Source organism: Dietzia sp. B32 (assembly GCF_024732245.1).
GTDB lineage: Bacteria > Actinomycetota > Actinomycetes > Mycobacteriales > Mycobacteriaceae > Dietzia.
Genome location: NZ_CP093845.1, coordinates 1,816,713 through 1,835,675 on the forward strand (window position 1 = coordinate 1,816,713; position 18,963 = coordinate 1,835,675).

General features: G+C 70.2%; 20 protein-coding genes. 9 read left to right on the forward strand and 11 right to left on the reverse strand.

The features are described 5' to 3' along the window. Positions 1–31: 31 nt before the first annotated feature. Positions 32–1,792, reverse strand: coding sequence for an HNH endonuclease signature motif containing protein (locus L8M95_RS08645; protein ID WP_260489067.1), 1,761 nt, complete (start codon positions 1,790–1,792; stop codon positions 32–34). Positions 1,793–1,921: 129 nt separating this feature from the next. Here L8M95_RS08645 and L8M95_RS08650 point away from each other — a divergent pair, with 129 nt between their 5' ends. Then, complete coding sequence (locus L8M95_RS08650; RefSeq protein ID WP_260489068.1) at positions 1,922–2,272, forward strand: metalloregulator ArsR/SmtB family transcription factor; 351 nt, start codon at positions 1,922–1,924, stop codon at positions 2,270–2,272. Positions 2,273–2,283: 11 nt separating this feature from the next. Here L8M95_RS08650 and L8M95_RS08655 read toward each other — a convergent pair whose 3' ends face one another. Continuing rightward, positions 2,284–3,798, reverse strand: coding sequence for a SulP family inorganic anion transporter (locus L8M95_RS08655; protein WP_260489069.1), 1,515 nt, complete (start codon positions 3,796–3,798; stop codon positions 2,284–2,286). Between the two features lie 114 nt (positions 3,799–3,912). Here L8M95_RS08655 and L8M95_RS08660 point away from each other — a divergent pair, with 114 nt between their 5' ends. After that, positions 3,913–4,257 (forward strand): MerR family transcriptional regulator, encoded by a 345-nt coding sequence (locus L8M95_RS08660; protein ID WP_260489205.1) that lies wholly within the window; start codon positions 3,913–3,915, stop codon positions 4,255–4,257. Positions 4,258–4,267: 10 nt separating this feature from the next. Here L8M95_RS08660 and L8M95_RS08665 read toward each other — a convergent pair whose 3' ends face one another. After that, the gene (locus L8M95_RS08665; RefSeq protein WP_260489070.1) at positions 4,268–5,338 is read right to left on the reverse strand and encodes an ArsO family NAD(P)H-dependent flavin-containing monooxygenase; all 1,071 of its coding nucleotides are present in this window, start codon (positions 5,336–5,338) and stop codon (positions 4,268–4,270) included. A gap of 40 nt (positions 5,339–5,378) precedes the next feature. Continuing rightward, complete coding sequence (locus L8M95_RS08670) at positions 5,379–6,536, reverse strand: acyl-CoA dehydrogenase family protein (RefSeq protein ID WP_260489071.1); 1,158 nt, start codon at positions 6,534–6,536, stop codon at positions 5,379–5,381. Between the two features lie 112 nt (positions 6,537–6,648). On the opposite strand from L8M95_RS08670, the gene L8M95_RS08675 reads away from it, so the two are divergent. After that, complete coding sequence (locus L8M95_RS08675) at positions 6,649–7,428, forward strand: PIG-L deacetylase family protein (protein WP_260489072.1); 780 nt, start codon at positions 6,649–6,651, stop codon at positions 7,426–7,428. A gap of 7 nt (positions 7,429–7,435) precedes the next feature. On the opposite strand, the gene L8M95_RS08680 is transcribed toward L8M95_RS08675, so the two are convergent. The 4 genes from L8M95_RS08680 to L8M95_RS08695 form a co-directional block, all read right to left on the reverse strand. Beyond that, positions 7,436–8,173 carry an APA family fibronectin-binding glycoprotein gene (locus L8M95_RS08680; protein WP_260489073.1) on the reverse strand — a complete coding sequence of 246 codons (738 nt, stop codon included), beginning with the start codon at positions 8,171–8,173 and terminating at the stop codon, positions 7,436–7,438. Then, positions 8,170–8,907: an alpha-ketoglutarate-dependent dioxygenase AlkB gene (locus L8M95_RS08685; protein WP_260489074.1), complete on the reverse strand. Its 738-nt coding sequence runs from the start codon at positions 8,905–8,907 to the stop codon at positions 8,170–8,172. The genes L8M95_RS08680 and L8M95_RS08685 overlap by 4 nt, the downstream gene beginning before the upstream one ends. Then, a complete protein-coding gene (locus tag L8M95_RS08690) occupies positions 8,904–10,370 on the reverse strand; it encodes an MFS transporter (protein ID WP_260489206.1) in 1,467 nt (488 codons plus the stop codon). Before L8M95_RS08690 ends, L8M95_RS08685 begins: the two co-directional genes overlap by 4 nt. A gap of 196 nt (positions 10,371–10,566) precedes the next feature. Further along, positions 10,567–11,448 carry an inositol monophosphatase family protein gene (locus L8M95_RS08695; RefSeq protein WP_260489075.1) on the reverse strand — a complete coding sequence of 294 codons (882 nt, stop codon included), beginning with the start codon at positions 11,446–11,448 and terminating at the stop codon, positions 10,567–10,569. A gap of 131 nt (positions 11,449–11,579) precedes the next feature. On the opposite strand from L8M95_RS08695, the gene L8M95_RS08700 reads away from it, so the two are divergent. The 5 genes from L8M95_RS08700 to L8M95_RS08720 all read left to right on the forward strand — a co-directional run bounded on the left by L8M95_RS08700 (position 11,580) and on the right by L8M95_RS08720 (position 16,209). Then, positions 11,580–12,224 carry an ABC transporter permease gene (locus L8M95_RS08700; protein WP_260489076.1) on the forward strand — a complete coding sequence of 215 codons (645 nt, stop codon included), beginning with the start codon at positions 11,580–11,582 and terminating at the stop codon, positions 12,222–12,224. Next, positions 12,221–13,444: an ABC transporter ATP-binding protein gene (locus L8M95_RS08705; RefSeq protein ID WP_260489077.1), complete on the forward strand. Its 1,224-nt coding sequence runs from the start codon at positions 12,221–12,223 to the stop codon at positions 13,442–13,444. Before L8M95_RS08700 ends, L8M95_RS08705 begins: the two co-directional genes overlap by 4 nt. A 41-nt stretch (positions 13,445–13,485) precedes the next feature. Next, positions 13,486–14,223, forward strand: coding sequence for an ABC transporter permease (locus L8M95_RS08710; RefSeq protein WP_396119775.1), 738 nt, complete (start codon positions 13,486–13,488; stop codon positions 14,221–14,223). Beyond that, complete coding sequence (locus L8M95_RS08715) at positions 14,220–15,212, forward strand: glycine betaine ABC transporter substrate-binding protein (RefSeq protein ID WP_260489079.1); 993 nt, start codon at positions 14,220–14,222, stop codon at positions 15,210–15,212. Before L8M95_RS08710 ends, L8M95_RS08715 begins: the two co-directional genes overlap by 4 nt. Positions 15,213–15,324: 112 nt before the next feature. After that, the gene (locus tag L8M95_RS08720; RefSeq protein WP_260489080.1) at positions 15,325–16,209 is read left to right on the forward strand and encodes an alpha/beta fold hydrolase; all 885 of its coding nucleotides are present in this window, start codon (positions 15,325–15,327) and stop codon (positions 16,207–16,209) included. Here L8M95_RS08720 and L8M95_RS08725 read toward each other — a convergent pair. Then, entirely contained in the window at positions 16,206–16,454 is a 249-nt protein-coding gene (locus L8M95_RS08725; RefSeq protein ID WP_260489081.1) for a hypothetical protein, read from the reverse strand. The two genes, L8M95_RS08720 and L8M95_RS08725, sit on opposite strands and share 4 nt — an antisense overlap. Positions 16,455–16,463: 9 nt before the next feature. Further along, positions 16,464–16,883 (reverse strand): MmcQ/YjbR family DNA-binding protein, encoded by a 420-nt coding sequence (locus tag L8M95_RS08730; protein ID WP_260489082.1) that lies wholly within the window; start codon positions 16,881–16,883, stop codon positions 16,464–16,466. A gap of 58 nt (positions 16,884–16,941) precedes the next feature. On the opposite strand from L8M95_RS08730, the gene L8M95_RS08735 reads away from it, so the two are divergent. Then, positions 16,942–18,021: an aromatic acid exporter family protein gene (locus L8M95_RS08735; RefSeq protein ID WP_260489083.1), complete on the forward strand. Its 1,080-nt coding sequence runs from the start codon at positions 16,942–16,944 to the stop codon at positions 18,019–18,021. 29 nt (positions 18,022–18,050) lie between these two features. Here the strand turns inward: L8M95_RS08735 and L8M95_RS08740 are convergent, their stop codons facing one another. Next, the gene (locus L8M95_RS08740) at positions 18,051–18,941 is read right to left on the reverse strand and encodes a cation diffusion facilitator family transporter (protein WP_260489084.1); all 891 of its coding nucleotides are present in this window, start codon (positions 18,939–18,941) and stop codon (positions 18,051–18,053) included. Positions 18,942–18,963: the final 22 nt, after the last annotated feature.

Below are 18,963 nucleotides of genomic sequence, written 5' to 3' on the forward strand. Positions count from 1 at the left end.
GGGCCCGACTGCCCGGCTTCCGGCTGCGTCGTCAGAAGGGTGGTGGGTCGATGATGTCGTCGAGGCGTTGGCGGTGGTGGTCGAGTAGGAGGGTGCGGATGCCGAGTTCGATGGTGCTGGCGTGTGGGGCGTTGCGGTCCCACCAGCGGCTGGACTCGGCCGGTGGGGTGGGGATGGTGTCGGTGGCGGCGGCGGTGTCCCCTGTTGCGGTGCGGGCACGTTCGGTGCGGTGGCGTTCGGCGTTGTGGCGGGCGGCGCGGCGGGACCAGTAGGTCGGTTCGGCGTCGGCCCGTTCGTCGCCGGCGGGGTCGGGGGTGCGGCGTTGCTGACGGGCCCAGGCCTGGGTCTCGGTGTGGGCGTGTTCGCGCCGGTAGTCGGCCAGTGGGCCGGAGGGTCGGGTGAGCATGGTCGAGCCCTCGGGGGTGGTCACGGTCAGGGTGCCATCGGGGTGGAGGTGGTAGCGCCAGTCGGAGAAGGTCTTGAACCGGTGGTGGCGCCGGCACATCGCGGCGAGGTTGGCCTCGGTGGTGTGCCCGCCACGCTCGGGGTCGGCGTGATCGAACGGCACCACATGGTCCAGATCACAGGCCTCGGCCGGGATCGCGCAGCCGGGGTGGCGGCAGGTGCCGTCGCGCAGTCGGATGCGGCGGGCCAGGTCGGCGCCGGGCCGATAGGTCAGGGCGGCCCGGGCGTCGTCGGCGGCCCCGATCCGCGGATCGACGGCCTCAAACGTGGCCCCGTCGCTGGTGGCGAGCATGTCGAGCAGGGCCTGCAGGGCGGCCTGGCCGGTGCGGGTGAACTCCACCCGGGCCCCGCCGTCGTCGCGGGCGTGATTGCCGGTGGCGATGACGGTGACCCGTGGCCGCAACGGCGCCACCCCGGCACCCGCGGTGGCGGACTGGCCCGCGGCGGAGGGCTGGCCGGGGCCGACGTCGCCGCACACCAGAGACATCAACGCGTCGGCGCGGCGTTCGGCCAGGGAGTAGTCGTCGACCTCACCGGCGGCCTCACCATCACCGTCGCCATCGCGGGCGTTGGCGGCGGCGTCGGCGGCAGCTGCGGCGTCGGCGGCCCGGTGGTCGGCCACGCGCTGGTCGAGGGCCTCGGCCAGGACGGCGGCTTCCTCGGTTGCCAGGATCGCCGAGATGGTGGACATCCCGTCGATGCCTTTGTTCACGCGTACCCCGCGGGTGCGGGCGGCTTCCTGGCGGCGCAGGCGGATCCCATTGGCGTCGTAGCCGGCGATGATGGCATCGACGTTGCTGCGGATGGCTTTCTCGCCCAGGCGGATCCCGCCCTCGATCGCGGCGAGGTACTCGTCGACGACCTGTTGCTGCACCAAATCGAGCACGTCGACGTGGACGGTGGCCATTTGTGAGGCGAGCACCTCGGCGGCGCGCTGGTCCAGACGCCCCTGCGCCATCGCGGTCAGGATCGCCGGGTACCGGGTGTGCAGGTCGAAGGCGAAGGAGATCATGGTGGTGGCCCGCCGGGACGAGATCGCCATCGCCTCAACCACGTACCCGGTCGCGACGTCGATGGGATCGACCACCGCATGCCCGGGCCGGCATTCACCGCCGCCCGCCCCGGACTCCTCCCGGCGCTGGCATTCGAGGAACAACTCGTAACACGCCACGAACCGGCGTGCCGCTGCACGATTCTCGCCCATCCAGCCCGCACGCGCCGCCGCCCGCAGACCCGACAACGAACTCGAGGAACCAGACGAGGCGGACGAGCCGGGCGAGGCGGGCGAGGCGGGGCCAGCGGCCGCGCGATCCGCGTCCTCCTGCATCCACCCACCCCCTCCGTCGTCGCCAACCCGGTATCGAACCTGTGTTCTATTGTACGTACAGACGTTCGAACTTTCAAGGGTTGACCCACTCATGTATGCGAGGGCCCCGGCCGCGCGTAACCTGGAGACATGACCACGCCCGTTCCCGCCGACGCCTGCTGCATCGCGGGCGAGAACGGGCCCCTGGGCCAGACCGAGGCCGAGGCCGCCGCCTCCCGCTTCAAGGCCCTGGCGGACCCCATGCGGCTACGCCTGCTCTCGCAGATCGCCGCGGCCAACTGCAGCGACGTGTGCGGCTGCACGCTGACCGAACCCCTCGGGATCACGCAGCCCACGGTCAGTCATCACATGAAGAAGCTCGTCGAAGCCGGCCTGGTGACCCGCGAGCAGCGGGGTCGGATGGCGCACTACAGCATCGTCCCGGAGGCGTTCGATCAGATCCGGGACATCGTCGACGTGCGCGGGTCCGCGCGGGACTGATCGCTGCCCGCTCAGAAACCCCCGCCGAGGTTGCCCGACAGCTTTTCGAGCCGCTCCTGACTGGCGCCGTCCAGGCCGATCACCGAGAGGGTCTTCCCCTTGGCCGCGTACTTCTGTTGCACGGCGTCGAGGGTGGCGACGGTGGAGGCGTCCCAGATATCGGCCTCGGTGAGGTCGAGGATGACGTGCTCCGGGTCGCCGGCGTAGTCGAACTGGTAGACCAGATCGTTGCTCGACGCCCAGAACAGTTCGCCGGTGACCCGGTAGGTGCGGGTGTCCACCTCGCCGTCGTCGTCGGTGTCCAGCTCGGCCACCTTCTCCACGGTGGTCATCCGCGCGACGCGTCGCGCGAACATCACCATGGCGGTGAGGACCCCCGCCACGACACCGATCGCCAGGTTGCTCGTCCACACCGTCGCCACGACGGTGACCAGCATGACGAGCGTCTCCGACAGCGGCATCAGGCGCAGCGTGCGCGGGTGGATCGAATGCCAGTCCAGCGTGCCGACGGAGACCATGACCATCACCGCGACCAGTGCGGCCATGGGGATGAGTCCGACGATGTCGCCCAGGACGACGACGAGGACCAGCAGGAACACGCCGGCGAGCAGGGTGGACAGTCGCGTGCGGGCGCGGGACTCCTTGACGTTGATCATCGTCTGCCCGATCATCGCGCAGCCGCCCATCCCGCCGAAGAAGCCGGTGACGAGGTTGGCGACGCCCTGGCCCAGACCCTCGCGCGTCTTGTCGGAGTGGGTCTCGGTGATGTCGTCGACCAGCTTGGCGGTCATCAGGGACTCCATCAGCCCGACCAGCGCCATCGCCAGGGCGTAGGGGGCGATGATCCGGAGGGTCTCCAGCGTGAGGGGGACGTCGGGGAAAAGCAACGACGGCAGGGAGGTCGGGAGCTCACCCTGTTCGGACACGTCGGGAACGGACCAGCCCACCATGAGGACGACCGCCGTGATCGCGACGATGGCGATGAGCGGCGCCGGGACGACCGTGGTGACGCGGGGGAAGCCGACCATGATGACGATGCCCACCGCGACCAGCGGGTAGACCAGCCACGGCACACCCACCAGGTGCGGGATCTGCGCCATGAAGATGAGGATGGCCAGGGAGTTGACGAACCCGATCATCACCGAGCGCGGGATGAAGCGCATCAGCTTGGCCACGCCCAGCAGACTCAAGGCGATCTGGATGACACCACCGAGGAGGACGGTGGCGATGAGGTAGTCGAGCCCGTGGTCGGCAACGACCGGCGCGATCACCAGCGCGATCGCACCGGTGGCGGCGGAGATCATGGCGGGGCGGCCGCCGGTGAACGCGATGGTGACGGCCATCGTCACCGAGGCGAACAGTCCGACGCGGGGGTCGACCCCGGCGAGGATCGAGAACGAGATCGCCTCCGGGATGAGCGCCAGCGCGACCACCAGACCGGCCAGCACCTCGGTGCGCACTCTCGCAGGGGAGGAGAACGCGGCGCGGAAGGACGCCGCCACACCGGTCGGGAACTGCTCGCTCACGGATCACCTACAGTCGTCGTCAGACCCTCACGAAGCGTGAGGAACGAAAGCTACCGTAACGGGAGAGTTGTGACCGGGCCAAACGGCGGCGATCAGTACCAGGCCGAGCAGACCATGAAGATCGGCGAGGTCGCCGAACGCACCGAGCTGTCGATCCGCAGTCTGCGGCACTGGGACGAGGTGGGACTGGTGAGCCCGTCCGTCTACTCCCCCGGTGGCTTCCGGCTCTACACCGAGGCCGACGTCGAGCGGATCCTGCTCATCAGGCGCATGAAACCGCTGGGATTCAGCCTGGAGCGGATGCGGGAGTTCTGCCGGGCACTCGACGACGCCGACACCGACGCCTCCGCCGCCGTCATCGCCGAGGTCCACGCCGAGACGACAGAGCGGCTCGGGCGACTCCGCACACACCTGGCGTACGCGGAGGAGTTCATGGAGATCGTCGGGCGACTGGCGTGAGCTGCCGGGTTCACGCCAGCGCCGAGGTCACCGCCGCCTTCGCCCACTGCCCCACCCCGATGAGGGTCGCCGACGCCGCGCCGCACCAGTCGCCGTAACCGAGCAGGAACAGTCCCGGGACGCCCTGGACCTCGACTCCGCGGGTGACGACCCGACCGTCCCGCCGCGGCAGCAGCCCGCGCAGGTGCCCCAACTCCGGCCGGAAGCCCGTGCACCACACCACCGTGTCGACCGGCTCGCGTCGGCCGTCCGACCACTCCACCCCGTCGGAGGTGAACCGCTCGAACATCGGTATCGCCTCCAGGAGCCCGGCGTCGCGGGCCGCGCGGACCGGCGGAACCGCCACGATGTCGCCCAGGTCGGCGATACCGCCGGAGTCACCGACACCCCGGATGGCGGCGTTGGCGACGCGGAAGAGCTCGCGGCCGTCGACATCGTCGGGCAGGTAGCGGGGCGGGCCGGTGGTGCACCAGATGAGCGATCCGCCGGAACCGGCGAGCGGCCGCACGAGATCCGCCGCGATCTGCGCCCCCGAGTTGGCCCCGCCCACCACCACGACGCGCTCGCCCTCGAACCCCGCCGGGCCGCGGTACTCGGCACTGTGCAGCTGCCGGCCGCGGAAGTCTGTGGCTCCGGGATAGGTGGGGACGAACGGGCGCGAGAAGGTGCCGGTCGCGGAGATCACCGCCCGTGCGCGCCACGAGCGACCGTCGGCGGCCCGGACGAGGAAACCCTCGTCGTCGTCGCCCTCCCGCCCCGGTCCGAACCGTTCCACCGAGACCACCCGCACCCCGCGCCGCACGGGGAAGTCGTAGTACTCCTCGTATCCGCGCAGGTAATCCACGACGTGGGCGGCATCGGGATTGGCGCCGTCATCGGTGCGGGGCATGCGGCGACCCGGGAGGGAGGAGAAGTCGGCGGGCGAGAACAACCGCAGCGACGGCCAGGTGTGCGGCCACGCTCCGCCGGGCCCGTCCGAGGCGTCGAGGATCTCGAAGTCCGCGCCCGCGCGGCGGAGGTAGAAGCCGGCGGCCAGGCCCGACTGACCGCCGCCGATCACCACGATGTCGTGATGGGTCACGCTGGACCGGTACACGAATCGGTTCACCGGGCGGGCGCCGTCACAGCGCCCGGCCGATGACCTCCTTCATGATCTCGTTCGTGCCGCCGTAGATGCGCATGACGCGGGCCGCGGCGAACTTCTGCGCGATCGGGTACTCCATCATGTAGCCGTAACCGCCGAACAGCTGGAGGCAGCGGTCAGCGACGTCGTCGAGCATGTCGGTGGCCTGGAGCTTGGCCATCGAGGCGGTGACGGCGTCGAGCTCGCCGGCGATCTCGCGGGAGATGCAGTGGTCGACGAACGTGCGGGTGGCCATGATCTGGGTCTTGCAGTGCGCGAGCTCGAAGCGGGTGTTCTGGAAGTCCAGGACCGGCTTGCCGAACGCCTGTCGCTCGCGGGTGTACTCCAGCGTCTCCACGACGGCGGCCTCGGCCATCGCCAGCGCGTCCACCGCGATGGCCAGGCGCTCGCGCGGGAGTTGGTTCATGAGCTGGTAGAAACCCTGCCCCTCCTCGCCACCGAGGAGGTTGGCGGCGGGCACCCGCATGTCGTTGAAGAACAGCTCGGCGGTGTCGGCGCCGTGGCGGCCCATCTTCTCCAGGACGCGGCCGCGCTCGAAGCCGGGGGTCGAGGCCTCCACGGCGAACAGGGCCATGCCCTTGTGCCCGGCGTCCAGGTCGGTCTTGGCCACGACCACCACGAAGTCGGCGGAGCCACCGTTGGAGATGAAGGTCTTGGAGCCGTTGATGACGTACTCATCGCCGTCCCGCTTGGCGGTCGTGCGCACGCCCTGCAGGTCGGACCCGGCGCCGGGCTCGGTCATGGCGATCGCGGAGATCCACTCACCCGAGCAGATCTTCGGCAGCCACTCGCGCTTCTGCTCCTCGGTGGCGTAGTTCGCCACGTAGTGGGGGGTGATGGTGGAGCCGACGCCCATGCCGAAGGCGGTGTCACCGGAGTAGACGAGCTCCTCTGTGACGAGGTATTCCATGCCCGGGTCGCCGCCCTGGCCGCCGAACTCCTCGGGCACGTCGAGGCAGATCAGGCCCGCCTCGCCGGTGCGCAGCCAGGTCTCGCGGTCCACGAACTTCTGCTTGGACCACTTCTCCTGGTTGGGCGTCATCTCCTTGGCGAAGAACGCACGCGCGTGCTCGCGGAGCAGCCGGTGGTCGTCGGTCTCCCAGGAGGGGCGGTAGTCGGGGAAGAGTGCGGACACGGCAGGGCCTCCATGAGGGGATGACGACGACGACGAGGTTCGCGGCAAGTTTACGTGTGCCCGTTCCGGCGACGGCGGGCACGCGGGCACCGAGGAGGGCCATACTCGGGTCATGAACGATTCCCCGGACCGGCCAGAGAACGCAGCCCAGCCCGAGAAGGCCGCCACCCCGGCGTCCTCGAACCACTCCGTGCCCGAGTCGTTTCCCACCGACTGGACCCGGGGCCTGGTCCTGGTGGCGCACCCCGACGACCCCGAGTACGGGATGTCCGCCGCGGTGGCCCGCTGGACAACCGAGGGTCGCAGCATCGTCTACGTCCTGGCCTCCAGCGGCGAGGCCGGCATCGAGGGGATGGCGCCGGCGATCGCGGGGCCGATCCGCGAGGAGGAGCAGCGGCGGTCCTCGGCGATCGTCGGTGTTGACCAGGTGGAGTTCCTGGGCTTCCCGGACAGTCGGATCGTCAACGACGCCGAACTGCGCGACGCGGTGGCCGACTCGATCCGCCGCCACCGCCCGGACATCGTGATCTCACTGTTCTCCGGCGAGGAGTTCGGGCCGGGGATGCCCAACCAGAGCGACCACATGGAGTTCGGCGCGGCCGTGGGGGCCGCGTACGACGACCTGGTCGCCGCGGTCGGGGTGGACGCCGCGGAGGGTCGCCCGCAGATGTGGTTCGAGTCCTCGCCCGAGATGACGCACTACGTGGACGTGAAGGGGTTCGTCGAGCCGGCGGTCGACGCGCTGGCCGAGCACTCCGAGTACCTGTCGGTGCTCGATCCCGGGACGCCGGTGCGGGACCAGGCCCGCACGCAGGTCGAGGCCGTGTGCGCGCCGCGGGACGGACTGGCCGGCGGGAACCCGGTGGTGGGCTTCCGGCGCATGCGGCCCTGAGCCGGCCTCAGGCCGGTTCGGCGGTCGATTCCCCCGGGCCGAGCGGAGCGTAGTAGGTCTCCGACGGCCGCAGGCGCTCGACGATCTCGTCCGCCCACTCGGCGTGGGGGGAGGACATGGTGCCGTCGCCCGGGAGACCGATATAGGTGAGCCAGTAGCGCCGGGCGCCCTCCCCGACGACCGCCGAGTACACCAGCGCGCCCTCCGGGCCGATGAGGTCCTGCCGGACGGCGGGGAGCACCCGGAAGGACACGGACCAACCGTCGCCGGCGCGGCTGGAGATCTGCTCCCTTCGCTCCTCGACCGGCCGCCCCGGGACCGGGAGGAGGAACTGCCCCATCCCGTTGGCCAGTGAGAACGCGGCAAGTTGATTGTCGGGGTCACCCGTGTCGAACAGGTCGTCGGTGAGTACGCCCGCCAGCACGACGCCGTCCGGACCATCAGCCGGCGGAGCCCCCGGGTCCCCGTCCCCGACCGGGGTCAGGGCGGTGCTGCCGAACACCAGCTCACCCGACTCGGCGCGCCATCCCTCGGGGACGCGGATCACCAGGCCCGCGAGGGGGTCGACGTGATCGGCACCCGCAGCAACCTGGGTCTTCGGCGACAGGGTGCGGCCCCCCGGGGAGTATGTCGCCGACGAGACGACCACCGTCACGACCGCGGCGACCACCGCCAGGGCGGCGACCAGGGCCACCAGGAGGAGGGTCCGGTTACGGCCGGTCGACGGGTTCTGTCCTGAGGTCATCCGCCCAGCGTAGGCGGGCGGGTCTCACGCAGCGTGATGTTGACCCGCCCCGGCTCGGCGCCCAGCACCTCCCGGCACCATGCCGGGGCGGTGCCGTCGAAGACCTTCGGGACGCCGTGGAAGGCCATCCTCGAGGGTCCGCCGAACACGACCAGGTCGCCCGATTCCAGGCGGACGTCCGTGTACGGGCGACCGCGGTTCTCGGGGGTACCGAAGCGGAATGTGCACGAGTCGCCCAGGCTCAGTGAGACGACGGGCGCCGAGCTGGCCTCGTCGCGGTCCTGGTGCAGGCCCATGGTTGATCCACGGCCGTAGAGGTTCACCAGTGCCGTGTCCGGGGTGTAGGCCGAATCGGGTGCGCCGGCCGGGTCGGGTGTGCCGGCCGAGTCGGGTGAGCCGGCCGAGTCGTTGGGCGCCACGACCGCCGGATCCACCGCCGCCGCGGCCCCGAGCCCGTTCCGCGCCGCCCGCACCAGCCAGTCCGGGACCGGCGGGACCACCTCGTCGTCGTCGTACCGGTACGGCACCCAGTGGCGCCCCAGGCTGAACGTGCGCACCGACATCCGGCCCCCGCCGGGCAGCACGATCGAGCGCGGCGCGCGCACCGCCGCCCAGTCCAGGCACGCCCGGAGGAGGAACTCCTGCTGCTCCCGGCTCAGCCAATCGGGCACGTGCACCGAACCGGGGCCCAGGATGGTCGGCTCGCGGTCGACGCCGAAGAGCGGCTCGGTCACCTCTCGATGCTCTCCTGTCCCCGGTCATCGGTCCTGTTGTCATCGGTGCTGTTGTCTTCGGCCGGGTCCGCCGCGGTCATGGGTGCCGCGATGTCCTCGAGCGACTCCCCCTCCGCGTCCACGCCGAGGAAGATCTCGGCGATCCCGCCGACCGCCATGATGCCGGCGGCGATGAGGAAGCCCAGCCCCACCAGGCCGCGGTCACCGCTCTCGATGAAGTTACCGAACAACAGCGGGCCGATCATGCCGCCGACGGCCGTGCCGATCGCGTAGAAGAATGCGATCGCCAACGCACGGGTCTCCATCGGGAAGATCTCCGAGACCGTGAGATAGGCGGCCGAGGCTCCCGCGGTGGCGATGAAGAACGTCAGCGACAGCAGCGCCACGAAGCCCCAGAGCCCGCCGGTCTCACTGAGGAACACGAAGTACAGCGGCACCGTCACCAGCGCCGAGCCGAGGTAGGTGCCGGAGATCATCTTCCTGCGCCCGACCTTGTCGAACAGCGGCCCCAGGGTGAGTGCCCCGAGGAAGTTGACGATCGCGAACAGTGCCAACAGCAGCGGGGCGCGGCCGGCGTCGATGCCGTAGTAGTTCTGGTAGAGCGTGCCCAGGTTGAAGGTGATGCCGTTGTAGAGGAAGGCCTGGCCGATGAACAACGCCAAGCACAGGACCGCCCGCTTCGGGTACGTGCCGAACGCCGTCCTGGCGATCTCGGAGAACGGGATGCTGGCCCGCTGGTGGATGGTGATCTGGTCCTCGCGACCGACCTCGTCGAGCGGTTCGTCCTTCTCCTCCTCGACCTGCTCCTCGATGCCCTCCACGATCTCGTCGGCCTCGTCCTCCCGCCCGTGGATGAACAACCATCTCGGACTCTCCGGGACGTGTCGGCGGACGAAGATGATCACCACGCCCAGGAGCGCACCCACCCCGAGCGCGAAGCGCCAACCCAGGTTCTCGGCGAACATCGCGGTGTTGAGGAAGAACAGCGAATAGAACGAGCCGAACGTCGCGCCCAGCCAGTAGGTGCCGTTGATGAGGATGTCGACGCGCCCGCGGTAGGCGGCGGGGATCAACTCGTCGACAGCGGAGTTGATGGCCGCGTACTCGCCACCGATGCCCGCCCCGGTGAAGAACCGGCAGACGAAGAACATCCAGGGCTCAACCGTGAAGGCCGTCGCGAACGTGGCCACGCAGTACACGACCAGCGTGAGCATGAAGAGCTTCTTGCGGCCCCACTTGTCGGTCAGGCGGCCGAAGAACAACGCGCCCAGGCATGCTCCGAGGATGTAGATGGACGCCGCCAGACCGATCTGGCCCTCGGTGATCGGCAGGCCACTGCCCGGTTCGACCAGGCGCGCGGCCAGCGAACCGATGAGCGTGACCTCGAGACCGTCGAGGATCCACACCGTCCCCAGGCCCACGATGACCTTCCAGTGGATTCCCGCCCAGGGCAGTCGGTCCATCCTCGCGGGGACGGCGGTCCTGATGGTCCCGAGCGCGCCCTTGCGCTTGCCGGACCCTGACCCGGTGTCGGGGGACGCTTCACCCCGGGGATGTCGCTCCATGAATAGGTTGTAGCCAAATGGGACGCACGTCGCATCCGGTCGGGACGGCACTAGCGCGACGACCTCGCGTGTGGAGGATGCGCACAGCCGAGATCTAGGGCCGCAGCACCGCCCACGCCTGCTCGGCCAGCTCCGCGGTGGCGGCCGCCACGACGGTGCCGCCCTCGAGGGGCTGGCCTCCGTCCGGGCCGCTGATGACGCCGCCCGCGGCCTCGATGATCGGGATCAGCGCCACGATGTCGTACGAGTTCAGGTCGGCCTCCACGACCAGATCGACGCGCCCCGCGGCGAGCATGCAGTAGGCGTAGCAGTCCCCGCCGAAGCGCTGCAGGCGGACCCGGCGGCCGAGCTCGTCGTAGCGGCTGCGCACCTCGCCGTCGTCACCGAACATCGATGGGTGGGTGGTGTACATGATCGCTTCGGACAGCTCGGTGCACCCCGATGCGCGCAGTTCGACGGCCTCCGGGCCGTCGGCGCGGCGCCGCACGGTCGCGCGGCCGTGCACCGCCGCGAAGGTCTCACCCAGGACCGGCTGGTCCATCCAGCCGGCCACGGCGCGGCCGTCCTCCACCACGCCGACGAGCGTGCCCCACCCGGCCATGCCGGTGAGGAACGCCTTGGTCCCGTCGATCGGGTCCAGGTACCAGGTGCGGGCGGCGTCGGCGGGGCCGGACACGCCGCTCTCCTCCCCCACCACCCGGTCGCCCGGCGCCATCGCCGAGATCCCCGCCCGCAGCAGCTCCTCGATCGCGCGGTCCGCCTCGGTCACGGGGTCGTAGCGCCCGCCCGGGCCACCGCCCCCGGCCCCGTCGGCACCGGCCCCACCCTGACCGGCCGGGCCGTTCTTGTCCGAGGCGGCGAGCGATTCGAGATCGCCGTGGAAATGCCGACGGGCGATGCGGCCGGTGGCGGCGAGGAGCTCGTCGAGTCGCTCCGTGAGGTCGTGATCCAGGGGTCGGGCGGGCCGTGGCGTCATGCCCCCATGGTGCCCCACGGCCGCGCGGCGCCCCGCCGGATCCCGCGTCTGCCCCCTCTACGTCCGCCGATGCGGCTACCGTGAGCGCACCCGACCCGGACTACACCACCCACCAACGGAGCCGAGATGCGATGACCGCCCTGATGGACTTCATCTCCACCCGTCGGGTCCAGCTCGCGACCGACTCGTGGCAGCACGTCAGCGCCACCGTGCAGGCGGTGCTCATCGCGACGCTGCTCTCGGTCGCCCTCGGTGTGGCCGTTCACCGCAGCCGCTCCGGATCCGCGATCGCCACCGGCCTGGCCGCCACCGCCCTGACCGTTCCGTCGTTCGCCCTGCTCGGACTGCTCATCCCGGTTCTCGGCCTGGGCGTGCTGCCCACCATGACCGCGCTGGTGATCTACGCGGTGCTGCCGATCCTGCGCAACACCATCGTCGGTCTGGTCGCCGTGCCCGCGGCCACCGTCGACGCCGCCCGCGGGGTGGGGATGAGCCGGCTGGGGGTGCTCGGCCGGGTCGAGATCCCGCTGGCGTGGCCGTCGATCCTCGCCGGGATCCGCATCTCCACCCAGATGTCGATGGGCATCCTCGCGATCGCCGCCTACGCCAAGGGTCCGGGCCTGGGCAACCTCATCTTCGCAGCCTTGTCCCGGGTCGGTACGCCCACGGCGCTCCCGATGGCACTCACCGCGACCGTGCTCATCGTCGTCCTCGCGCTCGTCCTCGACGCACTCCTCGTCCTCCTCGGACGCCTCACCATCAAGGGGAACCAGTGAGCACCTCAGAACCCGTCTCCGGCGTACCGATCGTGCTCGACGACGTCACCAAGGTCTACCCCGGCCAGGAGCGCCCGGCGGTGGACCACGTCTCGCTCGAGTTGCCGGCCGGGCAGACCACCGTGTTCGTGGGACCGTCGGGCTGCGGAAAGACCACCACGATGCGGATGATCAACCGCCTCATCGAGCCCTCCTCCGGCACCATCACGATCGACGGCGAGGACAACCGGACACTCGACGCCGACACCCTCCGCCGCAGCATCGGCTACGCCATCCAGGCCTCCGGCCTGTTCCCGCACATGACGGTCGCACAGAACGTCGCCACGGTGCCTCGGCTGCTCAGATGGAAGAAGTCGCGCATCACCGAGCGCGTGGACCAGATGCTCGAGCTGGTCGGCCTGGACCCGTCGGACTACCGCGACCGCTACCCCGCGCAGCTCTCCGGAGGTCAGCAGCAACGCGTCGGGGTGGCACGGGCGCTGGCCGCGGACCCGCCGGTGCTGCTCATGGACGAACCGTTCGGAGCGGTGGACCCGATCACGCGCGCGTCACTCCAGGACGAACTGGTCCGGCTGCAGGAGGAACTGCGCAAGACCATCGTCTTCGTCACCCACGACTTCTCCGAGGCCGTGAAGCTCGGGGACCGGATCGCCGTGCTCGGCCCCGGTTCGTCGGTGCTGCAGTTCGACACCCCGGAGGCGATCCTGACCAACCCCGCCGATGCCACGGTGAGCGGGTTCATCGGCGACGACGCCGCGCTGAAGACACTGACCCTCCGGCGCGTGGGCGACGTGGAACTGCAGGAGGCGACGACGGCGAGGGCCACCGAGAGCCCGACCGACTTCGCCGCCCGGTTGCGCGGAACCAGCGACGAGTGGGCCGTGGTGCTCGACGACGCGGGCCGCCCGCTCCGATGGGTGCGGGGGGACCGGGTGTCCCAGCTGTCGGACCTGGGCTCGGGCGGGATGCCGGTGACCGGCACCGTGACGGTCGACTCCTCGCTGCAGGAGGCCCTCGACGGGCTGCTGTCCACGGCGAGTGCGACCACGGTGGTGGTGGACCGGGACGGGGTCTACCGCGGCACCATCGGGATCGACGACCTGGTCGCCGAGCTGCGGCGCATCAACAACCGGCACAACGACGGTGGTAGCCCGGACGGTGGCAACTCGGACAGTGGCAACTCGGAGGGTGGCCACTCGGACCCCGAGGCGGCGCCGTGAGCGCCCCCACCACGGCAGCCCGCGGGGCCCCCTCCCGCGGGGTGGCCGCCCTCCAGGACTCCGCGCGGTTGATCGTGCAGCCACTCCTCATCGTGGCCGCGGCCGTGGGCGTGCTGTGGTGGGCGTTCTCCAGCGAGCTGGACGAGACGCAGCGCGCCTCGCTCAACGCCGCCTCGCTCACCCAACGGACTGTCGAACACGTGCAGATCACCGTGACGGTCGTGGCGATCGTCGTGGCGGTCGGCGTGCCTCTGGGGATCCTGCTCACCCGCCGGCGGACGCGGTTCCTCGCGCCGGTGGCCGTGGGGTTCGCCAACATCGGTCAGGCGGCGCCGGCGATCGGGCTGATCGTGCTGCTGTTCCTGGCCACCAATCGGACGGGGTTCTGGATCGGCGTGCTCCCGGTGGCGTTCTACTCCCTCCTGCCGGTCCTGCGGAACACCATCGTCGGGATACGCAACGTCGACCCCGCGATCATCGATGCCGCACGAGGCCAGGGGATGTCGACCGGACGCGTCCTGCGCACCGTCGAGCTGCCGCTCGCGGTGCCGTTCATCCTCGCCGGCCTGCGCACCACCCTCGTGTTGGCGGTCGGTACGGCCACGCTGAGCTTCCTCGTGGACGCCGGCGGGCTGGGGATCTTCATCGACACCGGGTACCGACTGCAGGACTACACCACCCTCGTGGTGGGGTCGGTGCTCGCGGTGTGCCTGGCACTGTTCGTGGACTGGCTCGGCGGGGTCGGCGAGATCCTGTTCAATCCGAAGGGGTTGCGATGACGCGCAGCGGGCTGACATCGTCCAGGCGCCTGGTCGCCGCCCTGCTCACGGCCGTGATGATGGCGACCGGGTGCGGGTTGAACAACGGCGGCTCCGTCCCGCTGCCCGTCGCGCCCGGCCCCGGCGGCACCGTCCCCGCGCTGGAGGGGGTGCGCATCACCGTCGGCGGAAAGGACTTCACCGAGGGCGTCATCGCCAGCTACCTCGTGGAGTTCCTGCTGGCCGCGGCCGGGATGGACGTGTCGGACATGTCGTCGCTGGCCGGGTCCAACAGTTTCCGCCAGGCGTTGGTGACCGGGCAGGTCGACATCGGCATGGAGTACACCGGCACCGCGTGGATGAGCTACCTGGGCAACTCCGAGCCCATCCGCGACCCGCGGGGGCAGTGGGAGGCCGTGCGTGACGCCGACCTCGCCGAACACGACCTGCGCTGGATGGCCCCCACCACCGTCGACAACACCTACTCGTTCGCGATGAACCGGGCCACCGCCGAGGAGACGGGGGTGCGTACGTTCACCGAGTACGCCGAGTTGGTCCGCACCGATCCCGAATCGGCCACGACCTGCATGGAGACGGAGTTCTCGGTCCGACGCGACGGCTGGCCCGGGCTGGCGGAGGCCTACGGGTTCGACGCGGCCACCGTGCCCACGCCGATCATGCAGCCGGGGATCATCTACCAGGCCACCTCGGTCGGTCGCGAGTGCCGGTTCGGCGAGGTCTACACCACGGACGGACGGGTCAAGGGCCTGGACCTGGTGGTGCTCGAGGACGACAAGCGCTTCTTCCCCGTCTACAACCTCGCGACGGTCGTCCGCGGCGACGTGCTCGCGGCTCACCCGGAGATCGAGGAGGTCCTCGCGCCGCTGGTGGACATCCTCACCAATGAGGTGATGGTGGAGATGAACATGCGTGTGGACGTCGACGGCGAGGACCCCGCGCTGGTCGCGAGGGATTTCCTCCGGGACCGGGGGCTGGTCTCGGTGGACTGATCCCACGTGCGTGCGCGTCGGCCGGATGCGCCCGCCCGTCCGGTGCCACACAATTCCGGTGACACACAGTTCCGGTGACATACAAACGGGTTCCACAACCAGGAGGTCCCCAGTGCCCAGGAGGTCGATCGTCTCGCTGCCGCGGACGGCCGCGAGACTGCCGCGGATGATCCCCGACCTGGCGCACCTGCCGCCCGGGCGGATCGTCACTCTCGCCGATGGCGTCACCACGAAGGTCCACGACACCGGCGAGGAGCACCTCGCACCGGCGATCCTGCTGCACGGGATGGCTGCCACCGGGATGTTGAACTGGTACCAGACGTTCGAGCGACTGCGCGGCGAGTACCGGCTCATCACGTTCGACCAACGTTGGCACGGCAAGGGTTTCCACGGGGACTTCCGGTTCGACACCCTCGCCGAGGACGTGCTGCGGGTCGCCGACCACCTGGACCTCGACGCCCCGGTCGTCGGCGGGTACTCGATGGGCGGGATCGTCGCGCAGCTCGCGGCCCGGCGCGACCCTTCCCGGCTCGGCGGCCTCGTGTTGGCCGCCACCGGGACGGGCGCTCAGCGCAACGCCCTCGAGAAGGTCGCACTCGGCGGGTTCACCCGCTCCCAACCGCTGCTCAACGCGGTGCCCGAGGGGGTCGGCGACGTGGTCGAAGAGCAGGTCGACGACGAGGCACTCCGGCCCCACGCGTGGGCGCTGCGCGAGTTGTCGTCGGTCTCGCTCGCCACGCACCGCACCGTGATCGCCCAGGTGGCCGGGTTCAACTCGACGGCCTGGCTGCACGAACTCACCCTGCCCGTCGCGGTGGTCAAGACCACCCGTGACCTCGCGTTCCCGCAGTGGATCCAGGACGAGATGGCCGACCTCCTGCCGCACAGCGCCGTGTTTCCGATCCACGCCGGACACGCCGTCTGCGCCACCCACCCCGGCACGTTCGCACGCCGGATGCGCACCGCGATCGGTTGGGTCGTGTCGAACGTGCGCTAGAGCGCCGAGTACCGCACCGCGGTCACCAGGAACACCACCAGGGCGATCCCGCCCAGGACCACGCCGGCCAGGGCGCGTCGTGGGTTCGACTCCTCGTTGGCGAGCCAGCCGGTGGGCCAGCGGGCGAGGAGTCCGAATGCGACCGCCATCAGCCCCGCGAGAAACGCGATGATGTTGAGCACCGGCACCCAGGAGATCGCCAGGGACCCGATGCCCAGTACCAGCGCGCGTGTCCCCAGGTCCATGCGCCCAGCCTAATCGCGCGGTCGTCCCCGCAGCTCGTCCAGTCTGGCCACGCGTCGCACCCCGGCAGTCTGGCGGTACGAGGACTCCACCAGTTCGGCCACCTCGTCCCAGTCGACCTCCTGCCCGCCACCGTCCAGGGGGAGCGCCAGCCACCCGGCCGGTCCGTAGTACGCCGGGACATGGAAACGCCGGTCCTGCTCCAGTGCCGCCCGCTCCGCCCGGTCGGGGAGGAACAGCAGCGCCCGGGCCAACAGCGGATCCGCGTGGTCGCCTTTGACCGAACCGCCGTAGACCGCGAACACCTTGGTCGTGTACCAGTTGGGCCGACCGTGCGAGATCTTCTCCGCGGCGTCGGGCAGCGCGAGACAGACCCGCCGCAGGTCTGCGAGCAGCGGGTCCTCGGCGTCGAACATGATCGGGTGCCCCACGCTGCCGAGGATACGACTCGGAACGCGTTACCCTGCGCGAATGGCCCGGATACGTAGTGTGAGCCGACTCCGCGAGGTCGTCGGTCGTCCCGAGGTGACCACGGATCTGATGCAGATCGTCAAGAGCGTCATCGCCACCACGGTCGCCTGGTGGATCTCGGTGAACGTCCTCGACTCCCCGCTGCCCTTCCTCGCCCCGTGGACCGCCCTGCTCACCGTCCACGCCACCGTCTACAGGTCCCTCTCCCACGGATTGCAGACCACCGTCTCCTCGGCGATCGGGGTGGCGATGTCGTTCCTCATCGGGTCCTACCTGGGGGTGAACGTGTGGACGTTCGCGCTGGCGATCCTGGTGGGGCTGGCGGGTTCGCGCATCTCGTGGATCCGGGACGAGGGCGTCGCCATCGCCACCACGGCCGTGTTCGTGCTCGGAAGCGGGTTTTCCGAGCAGCAGCCCCTCCTGCTCGACCGCATCACCGAGGTCGCCGTGGGCGTGGCGATCGGCGTCCTCGTCAACCTCCTGGTGATCCCGCCGCTGCGGGACCAGCAGGCCCGCACCCACGTCGACTCCATCAACCGGCGGCTGGGCGAGATCCTGATCAACATGGCCGACGAGTTCGCCGAGTCCTGGGAGACCGACGCCGCCGATCGGTGGCGCGCAGAGATCGAGTCGGTCGACGAGGAGGTCGACACGGCATGGCGGACGGTGAGCTTCGCCCGCGAGAGCTGGCGGACCAATCCTCGGCGGCTCACGGCCGGGCGGCGCCGACGCACCACGGCGCGGCCGGACATCGGGTACGAGGACATCCTGCCGAGGGTCGACGAGACGGTCTCCCACCTACGGCATCTCATCCGGACCCTCCGTGACGCCGACTACTCGGAGGGGTCGTGGGACGACACGTTCCGCGAGAAGTGGTCCGCGGTGGTCCGCGACGCCGGCCACAAGATCGCGACCCCGGACGCGGAGGTCGACTCGATCTCGGACCGGCTCGACGCGGTCGCGGGCACCATGTCGGACGAGAACGGCCTACCCCGTCGGACGTGGCCGCTGTACGGGTCGCTGATCACCAGCATGTTCCACATCGCGACACTCGTCGACGACGTGACCACCGCGCAGGAGGTGCGGGAGGCCGACTGACCCCGGGCGGTCGGATCGGGGCGCCCGGATCACAGGTGCACGTCGTTGTACGCGCGTTCGTCCTCGATGGGCTCGAGATGGGTGGTGATGTGCGAGTTCGGCAGGGCCGCGTGGATCTCCTGCTCCACGGCCTCCACCAGATCGTGCCCGCGTTCGACGCTCCACTGCCCGGGCACGAGCGCGTGGAACTCCACGAAACGCCACTTGCCCGACTCCCTGGTCCGCAGCTCGTGGAAGTCGACCCGGCCGGGTTCGCGGTGACGGTCGAGCACCTCCTCGATCACCCGGTTGTCCTGGTCGGGAAGCGTGGCGTCCATCAACCCCATGCCCGATTCATGCACCAGTCGGTAGCCGATGAACAGGATGTTCAGGCCCACGCCGATCGCGACTAGGGGGTCGAGCACGTCCCAGCCGGTGGCCCAGGCCAGGGCCAGTCCGGCGACGACCCCGACCGAGGTGACGACGTCGGTGATGAGGTGCTTGCCGTCGGCCTTGAGAGTGGGAGACCTGTGGCGGGTCCCGGCCCGCACGAGCGCCACACCCACCACGCCGTTGATCACGGCGGCGACGACCGAGATGGCGAGGCCCAGACCAAGCGCCTCCAGAGGTTCGGGGTTGATCAGCCGCTCGACGCTGACCACGAGGATGAACGCCGCCGCGACGAAGATCATGGCGCCCTCGACACCTGCGGAGAAGTACTCGGCCTTGGAGTGGCCGTACTGGTGGTCGTCGTCGGCCGGGCGCTCCGCGACGGTGATGGCACCGAGAGCGATGACCGCCGCCACGAGGTTGACCACCGACTCCGCGGCGTCGGACAACAGGCCGACCGATCCGGTGACCCACCAGGCCCCGATCTTGAGCAGGATGGTCACGATCGCCGTGGCCACGGACAGCCACGCGAACTTCTTCAGAGTCGACACGTCGCAGTAGCGTAGTCCGCCA